This window comes from Paraburkholderia sp. GW821-FHT02A12, from assembly GCF_059422005.1.
The window spans coordinates 1,731,178-1,748,255 of record NZ_JBWKWA010000001.1; the positions used below are offsets into that span (position 1 = coordinate 1,731,178).

A 17,078-nucleotide genomic window follows, 5' to 3' on the forward strand; every position below is an offset into this window, starting at 1 on the left:
TCAAACCTCCGCACGCGGATTAATGTCCAGTGCGCGCGCCACGCACGACGCGGGCTTCGCCTGGATCAGTTCGACGGCGAGGCCGTCCGGCAGGCGCAACCAGTTGCGTCCCTGTGGCATTTCGCTGACGTCATACTTTTGCGCGGCAGCCAGCGCGGCCTCCATGTCTTCGCACATGACACCCAGGTGGCCGAGGCGGCCTTCAGGCGCGTCATGCTGCGGGTTATGGATGAATTGCAAACCGCCGAGCGTCCAGTACTGACGGGGTTCCTCGACGGTGCCGTCGACCTCGCGCATCGTCATGCCGAGAACGTCTTCGAAAAAACGGATGTGCCAGTGGATGTCCTTCACCCAGATGGCGACATGCTCCAGATAAGCCTTGCTGCCGTTCATGCGGTTGTCTCCCTTGTCGACCAGAGTTGGCGCTTTAGCGCCTACTCTGGTCCCATGCAATTCATTGCGGTCGACCAGAGTTCGCGTGTCGGCTGGAGTTAGCGCTTTAGCGCTTACTCCAGCCCCATAGCGCGTTACTCTGGTCCCATGCAAGATGTTGCTGTGTTGTCGGTCGGTCATGGCGCGCTCGATGCCCTTGATGCACGCGACCAGCGTCGCGTTGACGGGCGTCGGCACGCCGTGCCGTTGTCCCCAGCGCACGACCGCGCCGTTGATAAAGTCGATTTCGGTGATGGAGCCTTTTTCGAGGCTTTGCAGCATCGAAGTCTTGAAGGTGGCGGATAGTCCTTCGCCGGCGAGGGTCCACGGGCGTTCGGGATCGGTGGTGGAGAGCGTTACGCCTGCGGCCTGGGCGACCGCGATCGCTTCGGCGACCGCTGCGAGCGCCGCATTCTTCAGAAGCGGCTCGTCGTAAAGCTGACCGTAGGTCAGGCCGGTGGTGCCCGTCAGCGCGCCGGTTGCGACATTGACCAGCAGCTTGTCCCACATCGTGCCGACGATGTTGTCGCTGACCGTGGTGGCCAGTCCGGCGGCGTTGAAGGTTTCAGCGATCGCCGTCACGCGGGAGGTGATCCGGCCATCGAGTTCGCCGATGTAAGTCGCCTTGCCGGCGACGCCGGACTCGATGTGCCCCGGATTGCGCATCACGCCGCCGACGTACGTCTTGCCGGCCAGCACGCGCTCGCGCCCCACGATGTCGGCGAGCACATCTTCGTGCCCAAGGCCGTTCTGCAACGACAGGACCAGCGTGTCGGGTCCGATCAGCTCCAGGGCGCCGCGCATCGCCGCATCGGTATGAAATGACTTGACCAGCACGACGACCAGATCGACGGCGCCGGCCTCCGCGGCCCGCGTCGCCGCGCGGACTTTCACGCGACGCGAGCCGTTCGCATCGTCTACGCATAGACCATCGCGTCGCATGGCTGCTATGTGTGCCGCCGAGCGGTTCAGCAGCCAGACTTCGTTGCCGCCTTCGGTCAGCGCCGCGCCAATGGCGCAGCCCAGCGCACCCGCACCCAGAATCGCAATCTTCACTGTCGTCTCCTTAATCCGGAGATCAAGATACGATTCGGTGCTCATGTCCGCAATGCAATGGATACAATGACGTCATTGCACCAGACAATATCGCTATGAACCCGGCAGAACTCCCCGATCTGAAGCTGCTGCAGCTTTTCGATCTTCTCTACGATGTCCGCAGCGTCACACGCGTCGCGGAGCAGCTCGGACAGAGTCAGCCGACGATCAGCATCTGGCTCGGGCGTTTGCGGGAGCATCTGCAAGACCCGCTGTTCGTACGTACGCCTGGCGGCATGGCGCCGACGCCGCAAGCCGATGCGCTGATCGGTCCGTGCAGGGAGATTCTCGAATCACTGCGGCGCTTCGCTGCGTGGGAGATCGCATTCGATCCCACCACCGCAAAGCGGCGGTTCCGCATCTGCATGACCGACGCGAGCCACATCACGTTGCTTCCTCGAATGCTGGCGCACGTGCGCGCGCAGGCGCCGGGGATCCGCCTCGAAGCGGCCAGGATCGACGGCAATACCGAACGCGCGCTGGAATCAGGTGAGGCAGACCTTGCGATCGGCCACGTGCCCTGGCTCGGCGGCAACATTTACCAGCAGCAGTTGTACACGCAGGACTGGGTGTGTCTGATGAATAAGCATCATCCGCGCGTGCGCGGAAAGCTCGGGCTTAAGCAGTACCGCGCGGAAGGCCATGTCGCCATCGCGGCAGGGACCGGGGCGCAACTGCTGGAGCAGGCTCTTGTGCGCGAGCACGTCGAGCGGGACGTTGTACTCGAGCTGCCGGGTTTTCTCGGGCTCGGGGCCATCATCAAGAGCACCGACCTGATTGCCACGCTGCCGCGGCATATCGGCGAGACGCTGGCGAAGGTGAATGGCCTGTCGGTGCATCCGTGTCCGATACCGGTGGAGGGATTTGCGGTGCGGCAGCACTGGCACGCCCGCTATCACCACGAAGCGGGAAATCGCTGGCTGCGCGATCTGGTGGCTCAGCTATTCAGCAGTTTGCGGTGACTTTTCGCGGGACTGCGGTGGTCGCGGCGTCCTGGGAGGCTCTGCCTTATTGCCGTGCGGAGAACAGGTCTCGCGCTCACGTCTTCCACAACGCGAACTCCCCATGTGCGAGTTCCAGCGCCGCTTCCTCCGACAATTGCGTTTCATAAGCGTTTCCTATCGCGCAAGAACGAACCCGTCTTGGCGTGATTGGCGGGGGCGATATACCGTTATATCCGTGTTACAGCGGCAGCAAGGAAGGCAATGGAGAGCGCCTGGCTATCACTGTCAGACGGCCGGGTAGCCAGTGAGGCATCTGTGCGTCGACAGGTGCAAATCGACTCCCGTCTTCGGACTGATGTGATGTGCCCGGATGAGCGCGTCGTGCCTACTCGTTCCTGACCTGCATGAGCCGCTCCCCTTACACTTGGAAGCGAAGATCGACCATGTACAAAGCCATCAGGAAAAACCCTTCGGCGCCTCAAGCTGCCGACAAGATCCTTACTGCATTGCGTGATATTCCCGTATCTGCTCTCAGCGACAACATGCATCGCAACATCGGCAGTGTGGGACTCCACCCCTATCAACGGCCCGGCAAGAAGACGATGGCCGGCACCGCGGTCACGGTGCGCTCGCGAGGCGGGGATAACCTGACTTACCTGCGCGTCCTGGAGTTTTGCCGTCCAGGTGACGTACTGGTCGTGGACGCGGGTGGCGATCTTAACAACGCTGTGGTCGGCGGGATTCTGTCTTTCTACGCAGCCCACATCGGCGTTGTCGGTTTGGTGGTAGATGGCGCAATCCGCGACGTCGCAGAAATTCGCGATCGGGATTTTCCAGTTTACGCGCGCGGGGTCACGCACCGTGGGCCGTATAAGGACGGTCCGGGTGAAATCAATGTGCCGGTGTCGGTCGGAGGCATGGTGGTCAATCCGGGGGACATCGTGGTCGGTGATCAGGACGGCTTGCTGGCCATTCCCCAAGACGATGCCGAGCATGTCATTGAAAAAGCGCTAGCCGTTCTGGAAGCGGAGGCGGAGACCATGCGGGCGATGAAGGAGGGCCGCTGGAACCGCGCGTTTATCGATGCGCTCGAAGCGCGATGCAACAACTGAGCAACGCGTAGAGAGAAGGGCAAGAGCCGACGTCTGCATCGACGTCGGCTTTTTATATGGCTCAGCGCTCGTTGTTCTCGAACAGGTGATCGAGCCGTTCGCAAGCGGGAAGTTCGGGCACCGGAGGCATGGAGTTTTCGTGAACGGTGTCGTCGGAAAGGGAGCAGTCATGGGTGGACGCACGGCGACGAACGCGGATTGCCGCGTCATCGCCGCCCTACGTGCGCGATCAATCGAAGCTCACCAGCACCTTCATCGATTTTGAACGGTCGCCCGCTGTCTGGAACGCCTTGACCGAATCCTGATACGGGAAAATGCCTGAAATCAAAGGCTTCACGTCGATCAATCCCTTGTTCAGCAGTTCGACGGCAACAGCGAACTCTTCGTGAAACCGGAACGCCCCGCGCAGATCGAATTCCTTGGCGACAATCACGTTGATCGGCAAGGCGATGTCGCCGCCGAGGCCGACCTGGACGATCACGCCGCGTGGTTTGAGCACGTCGAATGCACCGCGCAATGCCGCCGCGTTGCCGCTGGCCTCGAACAGAACATCGAAGCTGCCCTTGTCGGCGGCGAACGGCTGGAGCGCGTCCGGCGTCTCCGCGATGTTGAGCGCAAGGTCGGCGCCGACCTTTTTCGCGCTGTCGAGCGGCAGCGTATTCACATCGGTTGCTACGATCATCGCCGCACCGGCTCTGCGCGCGGCCGCCACGATCAACGCGCCGATCGGTCCGCACCCTGTGACGAGCACACGCTTACCGAGCAACGGACCCGCGCGTCGAACGGCGTGAAGCGCGACAGAGAGCGGTTCGGCCATCGCGGCTTCCGCATCGCTCAACGAGTCCGCCACGACGTGCGCCTGCGAACGTTCGATCACGATCTCCTGCTGGAATGCGCCTTGCACGTGCGGCGTGCGCATGGCGCTGCCGTAGTAGCGCATATCCAGACAGTGGTTCTGCAGCCCTTGCTGACAGTATTGGCACAGACCACAAGGCCGGCTCGGGCTGATGGAGATCCGGGTGCCGGCCGGCATATCCGTCACGCCAGGCCCCACACGCGAGACGGCGCCGGATACTTCATGGCCGAGCACCATGGGTTCCTTGATGCGAACCGTGCCGAAACCGCCATGATTGAAGTAGTGAAGATCGGAGCCGCAGATACCGCCGGCCCGAACCCGTACGAGCAACTGGTTTGCTTCCGGTTCAGGCGTGGGAACGTCCTCGATGCGCAGATCGAGTGGTGCGTGAATGACAAGTGCATGCATGGTAAGTGCCTATAACGGTGAATACGGGATCAGCACGCTATACGGTAGCGTTTAAAGCCCTGATCGACAAAGACCGAAGTTGTCTGGGCCGATAGTCGCCGCTTATGGTTGCTCACTCGAGCGCCTTGGTCATGTTCTCGATGACCTTCTTGGCATCCGAGAACACCATCATTGTTTTGTCCATATAGAACAGATCATTGTCGAGACCGGCATATCCGGACGCCATCGACCGCTTGTTGACGATCACGGTGCGTGCCTTGTAGGCCTCCAGAATCGGCATGCCGGCGATCGGCGACGCCGGGTCTGTTTTTGCGGCGGGATTGACCACGTCGTTGGCGCCCAGGACGAGCACAACGTCGGTCTGGCCGAACTCCGCGTTGATGTCTTCCATTTCGAATACCTGGTCGTACGGCACTTCCGCTTCGGCGAGCAGCACGTTCATATGACCCGGCATCCGGCCGGCCACCGGATGGATCGCGTAACGGACCTCGATGCCCTTGCCGGTGAGCTTGTCGGTCAACTCCTTCAGCGCATGCTGTGCTCGCGCGACCGCCAATCCGTAGCCGGGAACGATCACGACTGATTCCGCATTGCCTAGCAGGAACGCTGCATCGTCGGCGGAACCTGATTTGACCGGCCGTTGTTCCCGTTTGGCGCCGCCCTCAGCCGCGGCTTCAGCGCCGAAGCCGCCGAGCAGCACGCTAAAGAACGACCGGTTCATCGCCCGGCACATGATGTACGAAAGAATCGCACCCGACGAGCCGACCAACGATCCGGCAATGATCAGCATGGGGTTGTTCAGCGAGAAGCCGATGCCCGCGGCAGCCCAGCCCGAATACGAGTTGAGCATCGAGACAACGACCGGCATGTCGGCGCCGCCGATCGGAATGATGATCAGCACGCCAAGCGCGAACGCAATAGCGGTCATGACGATGAAGGGCAACCATGACTGGGTCAGAAAGAACGCAATCCCGAAGCCGACCATCGCAATGGCTAGTGCAAGATTGAGCGCATGCTGCCCGGGATACACGACCGGTGCGCCCTGAAACAGACGGAAGCGGTATTTGCCGGACAGTTTGCCGAAGGCGATCACTGACCCGGAGAACGTGATCGCGCCGATGAAGGTGCCGATGAACAACTCGACGCGATTGCCATACGGCAGCTCGCCGCCGGTTGCGGCCAGTCCGAAAGCGGCTGGCTCGGAAACTACCGCATAGGCAATACAAACGGCGGCCAGCCCGATCAACGAGTGCATGGCTGCAATCAACTCGGGCATTTTGGTCATCTCGACGCGCGCGGCAACAACAGTGCCGATCGCGCCACCGACGATCAGCGCGACGACCAGGACCGCCAGCCCGAGCATCAGGTCCGAGCCGAGTGAGGATGCCTGTTTCGCGATCAACGCGAGGGTCGTCAGAATGGCGAGCGCCATGCCGACCATGCCGAAGGCATTGCCCAGCCTGGCGCTTTTCGGATTCGACAGCCCTTTGAGCGCCTGAATGAAGCATACGGAGGCGACAAGGTACAACAAAGTGACGACATTCATGCTCATCGCGAGGCTCCGTTGGCTTCGTTTGCGGCCGGCCTTTTAGTGTCTTTTTTCCTGAACATCTCAAGCATGCGACGCGTCACGAGGAAGCCGCCGAATACATTGACTGCCGCGAGCGCCACGGCGAATGCGCCGAACGCTTTGCCGGTGCCGCCCACGGTCAGTCCTGCCGCCAGCATGGCGCCGACTATGACAATCGCGGATATCGCGTTGGTGACGGCCATCAGAGGCGTATGCAGGGCAGGGGTCACGTTCCAGACAACGTGGTAACCGACATAGATCGCCAGAACAAAAATGATGAGATTGGTGGTGGTATGAGTGATGAGTTCCATGGCGGTCTCCTTACGCGGTTTTCAGCATCGAGGCGTCGTGGCCCAGCAAGGTGGCCGCAACGATGTCGTCGCTGGTATCGATCTTCAGATTGCCGTCTGTATCGACGATCAGTTTCAGAAAGTCGAACACGTTGCGCGCGTAGAGCGAAGATGCATCTGTTGCGACCATGGCCGGCAGATTGGTATAGCCGGCGATATGGACACCGTGGCGCAGCACCACGGCATCCGCTTCGGTCAGCGGGCAATTGCCGCCGCGCCTGTCGCCCACGCTTGCACCTCTGCCTGCGGCCAGATCGATGATCACCGAGCCCGGTTTCATCTCGCGTACCGTCTCTTCGTTGAGCAACGTGGGGGCTGTGCGTCCCGGGATCAGCGCGGTCGTAATGACGATATCCGCTTGTCGGGCCCGTTCATGAACCAGAGCGCCCTGGCGTGCGATCCACGAGGCCGGCATCGGGCGCGCGTAGCCGCCTGCACCCTGGGCGGCTTCGCGCTCTTCGTCGGTTTCGCACGGGACGTCGAGAAACTTTGCGCCCAGGGATTCGATTTGCTCCTTGACAGCGGGGCGCACGTCCGACGCTTCGATCACCGCGCCCAGTCGCTTTGCCGTGGCAATCGCCTGCAGGCCTGCGACGCCTGCGCCGAGGACGAGTACCCGTGCCGCTTTGACGGTGCCCGCAGCGGTCATCAGCATGGGCAGGAACCGCTGGTACAAACTCGCCGCCAGCAGCACGGCCTTGTAGCCGGCGATATTGGCTTGTGACGACAGCACATCCATGCTTTGCGCGCGAGTCGTACGCGGAATCGATTCGAGTGCGAACGCGGGTACGCCCGCGGCGCGAATTCGGGCGACCTGATCCACGTCGAACGGGTTAAGCATGCCGACGAGAATCGCGCCACGCTTCATTTTCTGGAGTTCGGTTTCTGTCGGTGTCTGTACTTTGAGTACGAGATCGGCGGCGAATGCTTCGGCTGATTCGACCAACGTTGCGCCGGCCTGTGTGTAGGCGGTATCGGGGAAATGGGCACGCTCGCCTGCCGTGCTTTGCACTAGAACGGTATGCCCCTGCGCGGTGAGTTTTTTGACTGTTTCCGGCGTGCCGGCGACGCGCGTCTCGCCGGCGCGGCTTTCGGCAGGGATGCCGATTCTCATGAGTGTTCCTCCTGGGATGGGTGGGCGGTATTGGCGGATCGAGGTCTGCCTTCTGAACCTGAGACTTGGTATTGGCGATCGGAGCGAGATTGCGCTCCGATGTGATGCGGCTTTCGGCGGGGACTGTTCGGCATCGGGAAACGCCGAACAGTCGTTGGATGCCTTAGACGTTAGAACTTGTGACGCAGACCGATCGCTGCCTCGAACAGCGAGTTGTAGCCAAAAAACGGCTGGTTCGAACCGGAGGCGGCCGCGAGAGTCGTCCACGCGCCGGTGAGGTGGTTGTAGTCCACGCCGACATAGACATCGGTGCGCTTGCTCAAAAAGTAGTCGAGCGTCGGGCCGCCGGTGATGCGTGTGCCGCTCCGGCCCGCGTGATGGACGAAGTCGATGTAGAACGGCAGATCGAGCACGAGTGCCGGCGTGATGTAGTACTGGACCGCGGTGGAGAAGGAGTCGTTGCGATAATCGGCCGGATAGACGTGGCTGTAGATATACGAGCCGAACACCTTCGCCGCGCCGAATTTATAGGTTGCGCCCGCGGTGAAGATCTTTTGCGAGCTGTCCGGGATCGTCACGCCGAAGTAGGTACTGCCATAGGTGCTAGTCGCAGGCGTCAGGCCGCCAATGTCGTTCACGACCTGGTAGGCCGCGCCGACGCTCAACGGGCCGTGGTCATAGGAGAGGCTGACGGCCGGTGAGGAGTTCTGGTGAATGTTGCCCGCTGTCTGGCCAAACGTATAGGCACCCTTGAGGGTGAAGCCGGCGAGCGTCGGCGAGGTGTATCGCACGGAATTGTCCAGACGGCCGCCGCCGGTCAATCCGGCGCCCTGAAAGCCGATTGTGCCGGTGTAATTGGCGAACGCAAAGATGTCGTGCGTCCATCCCATTTCATGCACCAGCGTGTATTGACGCCCCATCGTCACCGTGCCGTAAGGGCTGCTGAGCCCGACCATCGCGGTGCGGCCGAACAGGCGGGCGGCACCGGACGGCGTGGACTGCTGTGTCACACCGGTATTCGGTGTAAAGCCGCCTTCGAGTTGGAAAATGGCGGCCAGCCCGCCGCCGAGATCCTCGGTTCCCTGCAAACCCCAGCGGCTGCCCTGGATCTCGCCGCCGCTACCCATCGTGAAAAGCTTCCCGCCGGACTTGTTCTGGTGGGTGTCGTAGCGCACCGCTTCGTCGATGATGCCGTATAGGGTGACGCTCGACTGCGCGTGTGCGATCCCGGAGATTGCCAGTCCAAGACCAGTTAGTATGGCTAAAGTATGCTTTTTCACGAATAGATCCCCTTGCAGATTGACGAAAAGTGGAAAACTCCAAACCGACTGCCGCGTCCTCTCGGCGCGGCATGTCTTTTTACAAAGCGACGACGCTACGTATTCACGTCGTCGCCATACTCTCATTTCAGTGCGGCTACCGCGGCTGCAATCTTCCTGCAGCCCTCATCGATGATCTCGATGCTCGTGGCGATCGACATCCGGAAGAAAGGTGAAACGCCATAGGCCGATCCGGCAACCAATGCGACGCCGGCGTGCTCGAGCAGATACAGAACGACATCCGCGTCGCCCTCGAGGCGCTTGCCTTGCGGCGTGGTGCGGCCGATCATGCCGCCGCAATTGACATACAGATAGAAGGCGCCGCCCGGTGTTTTGCAACTGATACCGGGAATCGCGTTGAGGGCTTCGAGCGCGTGGTCACGGCGCGCTTTGTAGGTCCGCACCGATTGCTGTACGAATGTCTGGTCGCCGTTCAGCGCCGCGAGCGCCGCGGCCTGGCTGATCGAGCTGGCGTTGCTGGTGGATTGGGACTGAAGCGTGTCCATGGCCGCGATCAGGTCGGCGGGGCCAGCGGCGTAGCCGATACGCCATCCGGTCATCGCGTAGGTCTTGGAAACGCCGTTGACGACCAGTGTGCGTGAGCTGAGTTGGGGTTCGATCGAAAGCAGGTGTTGCGGCGCTTCGCCGTCGAAGCGGATATGCTCGTAAATGTCGTCCATCATCACCAGCACGTGCGGGTGACGCAACAGCACATCCGCCAATGCGCGCAGTTCGCCGGTGCTATAAGTTGCGCCCGTGGGGTTGGTCGGCGAATTGATGATGAGCCAGCGCGTGCGTGGCGTGATCGCCGCTTCGAGGCTGGCGGGTGTGAGCTTGAAGCTGTCTTCCTCGGTGCAGGGCACGACGACCGGCGCCCCATCGCAGGCGAGCGCCATGTCCGGGTAGGACACCCAGTAAGGGGCGGGAATCAGGACTTCGTCGCCCGCTTCCACGGTGACGGCAAGCGCGTTAAAGATCGCGTGTTTGGCGCCGCACGTGACGATGATGTGTTTGGGATCGTATGAGAGTCCGTTTTCCCGCGCGAGCTTCTGCGCGATGGCGGCGCGCAGTGCCGGCGTGCCGGCTGTTTGCGTGTAGCGCGTTTCGCCACGCTCCATGGCGTCGAAGGCGGCGCGACGGATATGCTCCGGCGTATCGAAATCGGGTTCGCCGACCACGAGGTTGACGATGGTTTTTCCCTGCCGCCGCAGTTCCGCGGCCCGGTCGGCCGCGGCACTACTCGGCGAAGGTTTGATTCGCTGGACGCGGGCGGCAATTCGCGATGCACTCACACTTGACTCCTCAACGGCATTTGACGAGCCTTTACATTAAGCGCGCGAAAAAGTTCAAGCCAAGATGACTTTCCGCTGGTGCAATAACATCCACTTATGACGCAATGGTACGCGTGCGCGTCCGTCCGGCCTTTGCCGATCGAGGTCCAGGCGGGAATACGCTGACACACTGCTGTTTCGCGTTGCCACAGTCAGAGGAAGGTTTTTTAAGCACTGTGCGCCGGGCGGCGCTTGCCCTATCATTGTTGCCATCCCTTAATGTTGAGACGCGACTACCGTGAACCTGCGGCGTTTGAAGTACTTCGTGAAGATCGTCGATATCGGCAGCCTGACGCAGGCCGCCGAAGTGCTTCATATCGCCCAGCCGGCGCTGAGCCAGCAGTTGATCACGCTCGAGGACGAGTTCCAGCAACAGCTGCTGGTGCGTACCAAGCGGGGCGTGACGGCCACCGAGGCGGGCGCGACGCTGTATCGCCACGCCCAGCTGATCCTGCGGCAGTATGAACAGGCTCAGGCCGACGTCAAGAGTGCCGGCCAGACGCTGTCAGGCCAGGTTTCGGTGGGATTGGCGCCCGGCACCGGAGCGTCGGCGCTGTCGTTGCCGCTGTTGCGCACTGTTCGCGCCCGGCATCCGGACATCCTTCTCTACATCAACGAGAATTTCGGCACGACGCTTAGCGAGCTGATCATGAACGGGCGGATGGACATGGCGGTGCTGTATGGCGATAAGCCCGTGCACGGTCTGTCGTTCCAGCTTCTGATGAACGAGGAACTGTTCCTTGTCGCCCCGCGCAGCATGGGAATCACGCAGGAGCAGATCGGCGTGACAGAATTGCGCGACGTGCCTTTGCTGCTGCCGCGTCCTTACAACTATCTGCGCAAGTACGTCGACGAGGGATTCGCGCGCGTCCAGATGATCCCCAAGGTCGTGGCCGAAATCGAATCCGCGTCGACGTTGTCGGCGGCGGTGAGCGCGGGGATCGGCGCGACCATCCTGCCGGATTCCACCGCTCGCGTGGTCGCCGCGGCGGGCGACATTGTCTGCTGCCGCATCGTTTCGCCCGTCATCAAGATTCCGCTATCGGTCTGTCTGTCCGATCACCTGCCGCTTTCCGAGCCCGCCGCGGCCGTCAAGGACATCCTGCTGGAACTGGCAGGCGACCTTGCGCTCGACGTGCGTTCGGAGCCCGGCGCCGATACATAAGCGCACCTTATCGCTACAAAGCCAAACCGTCTTGGCGCAATTTTTATGCGCCGGATACATTGAGTCCATCGTCGATCGCCCGGTTCGCAGTGAGCCGGAGCGACGAGGCTAGCCGTCACGCGGGCGAGACAACTGGAGAGCGAATCTGGTTGCCGTACAGCCCCAGCGGTGCTTCGCGCACGCCAGTCGACCGGCGCGCGTCCAACCGGCCACGGACTCAAAGATGGATCTCCAGAAGATTAAGGCGCTTATCGACCTGTTAGCGGAATCTCCGCTAGCCAAGCTCGAGGTCATCGAGGGCGACGAACGGGTCAAGCTCGTGAAGGCGAAACGGCGCGGCAAGCGGGCTGATGCGCCAGCGGGCGACGAACGTGCAGCCACGGCGTGCGCCTCGGACGTTCAAGGGGCTCAAGGGGCTCAAGCGCCGCTCGCCGAGCCGGCGCAATCAGCCGACGTAACCCGCGCAGCCCCCGCAATCCCTGCAACCCCCGCACCCCCTGCAACCGCAAATGAGCCGCAACTCGTTCGTGCGCCCATGTTCGGCGTCGTTCATCTGACGCCGGCGCCCGGCGAGTCGCCATTCGTGAATCCCGGTGACGCGATCGAAGAAGGGCAGGTGCTCTGCACGATCGAGGCAATGAAGATGTTCAACGCGATCGAGTCCGAATTCAGCGGCGCCGTTCTGGAGATTCTGGTGGCTCCGGGCAGCGAAGTGGAATCTGGGCAGCCGCTGTTTCGGATCGGCTGATCGACCATGTTCAACAAGGTACTGATTGCCAACCGCGGCGAGATCGCGCTTCGAATCCAGCGCGCCTGCCGTGAACTGGGTCTTAAAACCGTTGCCGTCCATTCCGAGGCCGACGCCGATGCACGGTATGTGCGGCTCGCCGACGAAGCGCTGTGCATCGGTCCTGCTGCACCTGGGCAGAGTTATCTGAACCGGGCCGCGATCCTGTTCGCGGCGCACGTGAGCGGCGCGCAGGCGATTCATCCCGGTTACGGCTTTCTTTCGGAAAACGCCGATTTTGCCGCGCAGGTCGAGGCAGCGGGCATGGCCTTCATCGGCCCCGAACCCGACTCTATCCGGACCATGGGCGACAAGGTCGCCGCCAAACGGGCGATGCGCGCGGCCGGCGTGCCATGCGTGCCGGGCCCGGATGGCGGTCTGCCGGACGACCCCACGGAGATCCTGCGGGTCGCGCAGGACATCGGCTATCCGGTCATCGTCAAAGCGGCGGGCGGCGGCGGCGGGCGGGGCATGCGAGTCGTGCCGGGCCCCGAGCAGTTGCTCGAGGCGGTGTCGGTGACGCGGGAGGAAGCACGCCGCGCGTTCGGCAAGCCGGAACTCTATGTCGAGAAGTTTCTCGAGCATCCGCGTCACGTCGAAATTCAGGTCTTGTGCGATACGCACGGCAATGCCCTGTGGCTCGGTTCGCGCGACTGTTCGCTGCAACGGCGTCATCAGAAGGTACTGGAAGAGGCGCCCGCACCCGGCATCGACCCGGAGCTGATCCGGCAAGTGGGCGAGCGCTGTGTCGAGGCCTGCCGGCAGACGAATTACCGCGGCGCGGGCACCTTCGAATTCCTGTTCGAGAACGGCCAGTTCTATTTCATCGAAATGAACACGCGGTTGCAGGTCGAGCATCCCGTGACGGAGATGACGTCGGGCATCGACATCGTGCGGGAACAGATCCGGATCGCCCAGGGACACGCGTTGACCCTTCGTCAGTCGGACATTCGCACGCTTGGCCATTCTCTGGAGTGCCGGATCAACGCGGAGGACCCGTTCACATTCGTCCCGTGTCCGGGGAAGATTTCCGTTTGGGAACTGCCGGGCGGCAACGGCGTACGGGTGGACTCGCATATGAGCGGCGGCGCTGTCGTACCGCCGTATTACGACTCGCTGATCGCCAAGGTGATCACACACGGCGCAACCCGTGAGGAGGCGCTGGCGCGCATGCGCCTTGCACTCTCGGAGATGCGCATCGAAGGCATTCGCACCAACGTGCCATTGCATCAGGCCATGCTCGAGGACGAAGGATTCGGTGAGGGCGGGGTCGATATTCATCATCTGGAGCGTTGGCTCGCAAAGAGGAAACAGACATGACGCTGACCGTTGAGCATGCGTCGATCGCGCACGCGGACGCAGTCGAACGGCTACGGCCGGATTCACAGGGGACCGTCCTTGCAATGAAACAGGATGAATCGGAGCAGCCGCTTTGCATCAGCATGCTGGGTACGACGGCCATGCTGTTCGAAGCACCGGGCGCACTCGATCTGCGTGCACAGCGCCGTATCTGGACGCTCGCCCGTGAGGTCGAATCGTGGCCGGGCGTGCGTGAGGCAGTACCGGGGGTGACCAATCTGATGCTGACGTTTTCCACGCCGCCCGCGGATCCGGATTCGCTGGGCGCTGCTTTGCGCGACGCGTGGGCCGCGGCGAGCGAGTTGCAGATCGAAGGGAAGGTGGTGGAATTGCCGGTGGAATATGGCGGCGAGTTCGGGCCGCATCTGCAGGACGTCGTGAATCACACTGGGTTGTCTGTCGATGAGGTCGTGAAATTGCACTGCGCGCCGCTCTACACGGTCTATGCGCTCGGCAGCCATCCGGGTTACTGCTACCTGGGCGGCATGGATCCGCGCATCGCCACGCCGCGGCGCAAGGTGCCGGTGCTGGGACTGCCAGGCGGCGCGGTGTCGATCGGCGGGGTGCAGACCGGGGTCTCGGCGTCGGCGGGACCCAGCGGCTGGAACACCATCGGTCATACGTCGATGTCGTTCTTCGACCCGGCGCGTGACAACCCGGCCACGCTCGCACCCGGCGACATGATCCGTTTTCGCGTCGAGAGGATTGTTCCATGATCGAGATCCTGTCTTCTTCCGCGCTCGCCACGGTGCAGGACCAGGGGCGTGAAGGCTATCTGCGCTACGGCGTCGGAACGGCCGGCGCGATGGACCGGTTGGCGCTCGCGGTCGGCAATCTGCTGCTCGGCAATCCGGACGACGCGGCCGGCATCGAAATTCCGATGTTTCCCTTCCGTATCCGCTTCCTCGAGGACCTTGCGTTCGCCATCACCGGCGCCGACTGCTCGGCGCGGCTGGGCGAGCGGCCCGTGTTGCCGTGGTGGACGGTGCATGCGAAACAGGGCGACGTGCTGACGATTGGCGTCCCGACCAGCGGCACGCGCTGTTACCTGTCGCTTGCAGGCGGCGTGGACGTACCGGTGGTGCTCGGCTCGCGTAGCACGCAGTTGCGCGGCCAGTTCGGCGGCTATAACGGTCGTCAATTGCAGAAAGGCGATGTGGTGAAGGCGGTGGGGTTGGCCAATCAGACCGACCCGGCCGCGCTGCAAGATCCCATGTACGCCGCGGGATTCGGCACTGTGCCGCCTGAGTACTCGTTGCCGGCTCCGTTATCCCTTCCCGGAGCCGACGCAGGCGAAACCGTGGTGCGCGTGCTGCCCGCCGCGGAGTACGACTGCTACCAGCCGGAATCGCTGGAAGCGTTCTGGCGCGATGGGTGGAAAGTGACGCCGCAGAGCGATCGGTACGGATATCGCCTCGCCGGTCCGACATTGATCGCGACGCATGCGATCGAAAAGCGCTCGCATGGGATCGTGCCGGGTGTGATCCAGGTGCCGCATAGCGGACAGCCGATCATTCAGCTTCGGGATGCCCAGCCGTCCGGCGGCTATCCGAAGATCGGCACCGTGATCGAGGCGGATTTGTGGCGGCTCGCGCAGGCGCGCATTGGTACGAAGATTCGCTTTGTTCAGACGACGTATACGGAAGCCGTCAACGCACTGGAAGAACTGGACAGCTATCTCGTCAAGGTGCGCAATCTCATTGCGCTGTTTCGTCCTTCCCGACACTGAAACATGACACAAAAAATCGAAGTGGATATCGACGAGCTTCGGCAAATCACGTCGTGGCTGGCAGCGGTCGATATCGAGTTCATCGAAATCAGCAAGCCCGGGGCGACGGTTCGTTTGACGATGGAGCAGGTGTCCTGCTCCGCCGGCGTGGACGCGTCGGCGCCGGCGGCTCCGCCTATAGCCCGCTCTGGACGAGCGGGCGCGCCGGAACCGTCGCTGAACGGGCAGGCCGTCAGCGTCACCGCGAAGTCGGCCGGCATCTTTCTGACCGCGCATCCGGCGCGTTCAACGCCGTTGGTCAGCGCGGGCGCTCACGTCAAACTGGGCGACATCGTCGGCTTGCTGCAGATCGCGCAGTTGTGTGTTCCGGTGGTCGCGCCAGTGGATGGCGTGGTCATGCAGTGGTGTGCCGCGCATGGTACGACGGTCGGTTATGGAACGCCATTGCTCGAGCTATCGCCATCGGCGTAGACGTTTATCGATAGACAGACTCTGAGCCGAAGGGGTCCGCTGCGGATTGCCCGGCACAGACCGCTTAAAGAATGGAGAGTGGATTGTGGAAATCGACCTGAACGCGGACCTGGGCGAAGGCTTCGGGCCCTATCGTATGGGCGAGGACGAAGCGATGCTCGATATCGTGTCGTCCGCCAACGTCGCATGCGGCTATCACGCGGGCGACCCGGTCATCATGGACAGGACGGTGCGGATGGCACTGGCGCGCAAGATCGACGTCGGCGCGCATGTCGGCTTTCCCGACCTGATGGGCTTCGGCCGGCGGCAAATTCAGGCGGACCCGCTTGAACTGGCGAATTACGTGGTGTATCAGATGGGCGCGCTTGCCGGCATTGCCAAGGCAGCGGGACACCGCGTCACGCACATGAGCTTCCACGGCGCGCTGGGCAACATGGCTGCAGCATCATATGAACTGGCCGAGCCGCTGGTGCGGGCGGTTGCCGAATTCGACCGCGATCTGATCATCAGCGTGTCGACGAACACGGAAATCGAACGGGCCGCCGACCACATCGGGATTCGCACAGCGAACACGTTTCTCGCCGACCGTGCCTACGACGATCAGGGTGCGCTCGTGTCGCGCAAGCTGGAAGGCGCGGTCATCAAGGACCGCGCGGCCGTCCTGGCACGCGTCAAAGAGTTGCTCGAAGAAGGCACCATCACGACGATCGCGGGCCACAAGCTCAAGGTCGCGATCCAGTCGATCCTGCTGCACGGCGATACGCCCGGCGCTGTCGAACTCGCGCGCACGGTGCGTGGTGTGATCGAGTCGGCGGGCGGCCGGGTCGTGCCCGTGTCGAAGCTCGTACGCTAGACGGCGCGTCGGGCAACCCGCATTGGCCAAACCGCGTCGTTCAACCATAAGCCAGCCTTATCGCCACAAAGCCAATCCGTCTTTGCCTCGCGTTTTCACGGCGTATACATTGGTAACAGCATTGGTAACAGGCTTATCGCACGCCTCAAAGGGCGACAGTCAGGAACTAGAGATAGAGGTCAT

At 62.3% G+C, this 17,078-nt stretch carries 16 protein-coding genes and 1 pseudogene; 9 read left to right on the forward strand and 8 right to left on the reverse strand.

The window, feature by feature from the left end; genetic code table 11:
* Entirely contained in the window at nucleotides 1-393 is a 393-nt protein-coding gene (locus AC07WT_RS07700) for a VOC family protein (RefSeq protein WP_494948395.1), read from the reverse strand.
* Between the two features lie 165 nt (nucleotides 394-558).
* Nucleotides 559-1,488: pseudogene (locus AC07WT_RS07705) on the reverse strand (ketopantoate reductase family protein); the annotation flags it as partial.
* Nucleotides 1,489-1,583: 95 nt separating this feature from the next.
* On the opposite strand from AC07WT_RS07705, the gene AC07WT_RS07710 reads away from it, so the two are divergent.
* Nucleotides 1,584-2,489, forward strand: a complete 906-nt coding sequence (locus AC07WT_RS07710) for a LysR family transcriptional regulator (protein ID WP_494946612.1) — start codon at nucleotides 1,584-1,586, stop codon at nucleotides 2,487-2,489.
* 425 nt (nucleotides 2,490-2,914) lie between these two features.
* Nucleotides 2,915-3,583: an RraA family protein gene (locus tag AC07WT_RS07715; protein WP_494946613.1), complete on the forward strand. Its 669-nt coding sequence runs from the start codon at nucleotides 2,915-2,917 to the stop codon at nucleotides 3,581-3,583.
* Nucleotides 3,584-3,812: 229 nt separating this feature from the next.
* Here the strand turns inward: AC07WT_RS07715 and AC07WT_RS07720 are convergent, their stop codons facing one another.
* The 6 genes from AC07WT_RS07720 to AC07WT_RS07745 form a co-directional block, all read right to left on the reverse strand.
* Nucleotides 3,813-4,847 carry an L-idonate 5-dehydrogenase gene (locus tag AC07WT_RS07720; RefSeq protein ID WP_494946614.1) on the reverse strand — a complete coding sequence of 345 codons (1,035 nt, stop codon included), beginning with the start codon at nucleotides 4,845-4,847 and terminating at the stop codon, nucleotides 3,813-3,815.
* A 112-nt stretch (nucleotides 4,848-4,959) separates the two neighbouring features.
* Entirely contained in the window at nucleotides 4,960-6,399 is a 1,440-nt protein-coding gene (locus tag AC07WT_RS07725; protein ID WP_492590318.1) for an NAD(P)(+) transhydrogenase (Re/Si-specific) subunit beta, read from the reverse strand.
* Nucleotides 6,396-6,728 (reverse strand): NAD(P) transhydrogenase subunit alpha part 2, encoded by a 333-nt coding sequence (locus AC07WT_RS07730; protein ID WP_494946615.1) that lies wholly within the window; start codon nucleotides 6,726-6,728, stop codon nucleotides 6,396-6,398. Before AC07WT_RS07730 ends, AC07WT_RS07725 begins: the two co-directional genes overlap by 4 nt.
* 10 nt (nucleotides 6,729-6,738) lie before the next feature.
* Nucleotides 6,739-7,881 carry a Re/Si-specific NAD(P)(+) transhydrogenase subunit alpha gene (locus AC07WT_RS07735; RefSeq protein ID WP_494946616.1) on the reverse strand — a complete coding sequence of 381 codons (1,143 nt, stop codon included), beginning with the start codon at nucleotides 7,879-7,881 and terminating at the stop codon, nucleotides 6,739-6,741.
* 170 nt (nucleotides 7,882-8,051) lie between these two features.
* Entirely contained in the window at nucleotides 8,052-9,161 is a 1,110-nt protein-coding gene (locus tag AC07WT_RS07740) for a porin (RefSeq protein ID WP_494946617.1), read from the reverse strand.
* A gap of 122 nt (nucleotides 9,162-9,283) precedes the next feature.
* A complete protein-coding gene (locus AC07WT_RS07745; protein WP_494946618.1) occupies nucleotides 9,284-10,492 on the reverse strand; it encodes an aspartate transaminase in 1,209 nt (402 codons plus the stop codon).
* A 277-nt stretch (nucleotides 10,493-10,769) separates the two neighbouring features.
* Here AC07WT_RS07745 and nac point away from each other — a divergent pair, with 277 nt between their 5' ends.
* The 7 genes from nac to AC07WT_RS07780 all read left to right on the forward strand — a co-directional run bounded on the left by nac (nucleotide 10,770) and on the right by AC07WT_RS07780 (nucleotide 16,895).
* Nucleotides 10,770-11,696: a nitrogen assimilation transcriptional regulator NAC gene (gene nac, locus AC07WT_RS07750; RefSeq protein WP_494946619.1), complete on the forward strand. Its 927-nt coding sequence runs from the start codon at nucleotides 10,770-10,772 to the stop codon at nucleotides 11,694-11,696.
* A 223-nt stretch (nucleotides 11,697-11,919) separates the two neighbouring features.
* Nucleotides 11,920-12,444: an acetyl-CoA carboxylase biotin carboxyl carrier protein gene (locus AC07WT_RS07755; RefSeq protein ID WP_494946620.1), complete on the forward strand. Its 525-nt coding sequence runs from the start codon at nucleotides 11,920-11,922 to the stop codon at nucleotides 12,442-12,444.
* Between the two features lie 6 nt (nucleotides 12,445-12,450).
* Nucleotides 12,451-13,803, forward strand: a complete 1,353-nt coding sequence (gene accC / locus AC07WT_RS07760) for an acetyl-CoA carboxylase biotin carboxylase subunit (protein ID WP_494946621.1) — start codon at nucleotides 12,451-12,453, stop codon at nucleotides 13,801-13,803.
* 83 nt (nucleotides 13,804-13,886) lie between these two features.
* Entirely contained in the window at nucleotides 13,887-14,558 is a 672-nt protein-coding gene (gene pxpB / locus AC07WT_RS07765) for a 5-oxoprolinase subunit PxpB (RefSeq protein ID WP_492590416.1), read from the forward strand.
* Nucleotides 14,555-15,571 (forward strand): 5-oxoprolinase subunit C family protein, encoded by a 1,017-nt coding sequence (locus AC07WT_RS07770; RefSeq protein WP_494946622.1) that lies wholly within the window; start codon nucleotides 14,555-14,557, stop codon nucleotides 15,569-15,571. The genes pxpB and AC07WT_RS07770 overlap by 4 nt, the downstream gene beginning before the upstream one ends.
* A 3-nt stretch (nucleotides 15,572-15,574) precedes the next feature.
* Nucleotides 15,575-16,042, forward strand: coding sequence for an acetyl-CoA carboxylase biotin carboxyl carrier protein (locus AC07WT_RS07775; RefSeq protein ID WP_494946623.1), 468 nt, complete (start codon nucleotides 15,575-15,577; stop codon nucleotides 16,040-16,042).
* Between the two features lie 85 nt (nucleotides 16,043-16,127).
* Nucleotides 16,128-16,895, forward strand: coding sequence for a LamB/YcsF family protein (locus AC07WT_RS07780; RefSeq protein ID WP_492590308.1), 768 nt, complete (start codon nucleotides 16,128-16,130; stop codon nucleotides 16,893-16,895).
* Nucleotides 16,896-17,078 lie beyond the last annotated feature (183 nt).